The following is a 592-nucleotide window of genomic DNA, read 5'->3' on the forward strand; positions in this document are numbered from 1 at the left end:
CATGAAGCCCCCCTCAAGATGAGATTTCCCATGGCGCAAGCCAGTAAGATCCCTGAAAGATGATCAGGTGGATAGGTCCGGTGTGGAAGTGTGGTGACACATGGAGCTGACGGATACTAATCGATCGAGGACTTAATCAAATAGTTTCCGGTTTTACCTTCTCATGTATCTGGTTTTCAGAGAATGAAAAATTTCTCTTGAAAAATACATAAATAGACATTATAATAGCAAATATGTCGTATTACTTGTCTGGCGGCGATAGCGAAGAGGCCACACCCGTTCCCATCTCGAACACGGAAGTTAAGCTCTTCAGCGCCGATGGTAGTTGGGGGTTTCCCCCTGTGAGAGCAGGACGCTGCCAGGCTTATAATGGAGGATTAGCTCAGCTGGGAGAGCATCTGCCTTACAAGCAGAGGGTCGGCGGTTCGATCCCGTCATCCTCCACCATACATATGCCGGCCTAGCTCAATTGGTAGAGCAACTGACTTGTAATCAGTAGGTTGGGGGTTCAAGTCCTCTGGCCGGCACCAGCTTTTTTAGAGCCATTAGCTCAGTTGGTAGAGCATCTGACTTTTAATCAGAGGGTCGCAGG

General features: G+C 48.5%; 2 tRNA genes and 2 rRNA genes. All 4 read left to right on the forward strand.

The features are described from left to right. Nucleotides 1-140, forward strand: a 23S ribosomal RNA gene (locus tag AC0TWI_RS00065); the annotation flags it as partial. 108 nt (nucleotides 141-248) lie between these two features. Next, nucleotides 249-364: ribosomal RNA gene (gene rrf / locus AC0TWI_RS00070) — 5S ribosomal RNA — on the forward strand. A gap of 7 nt (nucleotides 365-371) precedes the next feature. Next, a tRNA-Val gene (locus AC0TWI_RS00075) sits at nucleotides 372-447 on the forward strand. Nucleotides 448-454: 7 nt separating this feature from the next. Beyond that, a tRNA-Thr gene (locus tag AC0TWI_RS00080) sits at nucleotides 455-530 on the forward strand. Nucleotides 531-592 lie beyond the last annotated feature (62 nt).

The sequence above is a fragment of the Lederbergia sp. B243.17 genome (assembly GCF_057657925.1).